General features: G+C 55.9%; 2 protein-coding genes. Both read right to left on the bottom strand.

Annotation, left to right across the window (positions count from 1 at the left end; translation table 11 throughout):
• The coding region (locus tag ACOI1H_RS26000) for an alpha/beta fold hydrolase (protein WP_422441246.1) at positions 1-414 on the bottom strand (414 nt) is incomplete at its 3' end.
• Between the two features lie 87 nt (positions 415-501).
• The coding region (locus ACOI1H_RS25995) for a hypothetical protein (RefSeq protein ID WP_422441244.1) at positions 502-737 on the bottom strand (236 nt) is incomplete at its 5' end.

Below are 737 nucleotides of genomic sequence, written 5' to 3'. Positions count from 1 at the left end.
CAACTGCTGGTGAAACTTCTTAGGACTGCCTAGGGCCATGAAAAGCTCTCCCAAGATCGGCTTTTGCCATGTACGCGCCAGCGAATGCCATTCGTAGCTAGGTTCAGGAGCAGCATTCACGACCGTCCAGGTGTGGATTGTATCAGGGCGCATTTGTGCGGCCATGGCACTTATCGGCGCGCCCCAGTCATGGCCAACCAGATCGACCGGGCCGTGTGAACTGGCTGTGTCTTCCAACAACCGGATGACCCACTCGAGGTAGGCCTCTTTTGTCGCGGCGAACCCAACGGGTATCGTTCCGTCGAATCCCGGCATGGTTGGAGCCATATAATTGCCCTGGCCGAGGTCCAGCGCCTGTATGAGCGGTGTCCACATATACCCGGTATCAGGCACTCCGTGTATAAATATTATCATGTCGCTTCCCCCCAACCTCACCCCTTGAACCAATCAAGCATTTTCTAGAGAACATTAGCAATAAGCGCTCAGCCAAAGGCCGCTCTGTCACGCGTGGCGTGAATTCGCGGATTTAGATTTGCTGAAGACTGCGTGAATGACGGCAATCGCCCCTGCAGCACGAAACCGGCGCTTCGGCTTTCGGCTCAATGCGGTCATGTGGCGGTGCAGAGTAAACCCCCGTTTCAGGACCGCCTGAATGTCGGCTTCCAATATCGCGGCATGTTTGGCTTGCGTTAGTGGCGAATGACCGGTTCCCGCCCTTTGTGTCGAAGCCCCCGATT

The sequence above is a fragment of the Loktanella sp. DJP18 genome (assembly GCF_049310965.1).
In the GTDB taxonomy this organism is placed as follows: domain Bacteria; phylum Pseudomonadota; class Alphaproteobacteria; order Rhodobacterales; family Rhodobacteraceae; genus Loktanella.
The sequence above is the reverse complement of the archived record's forward strand: the minus strand, read 5'-3'. Positions and strand labels throughout refer to the sequence as shown.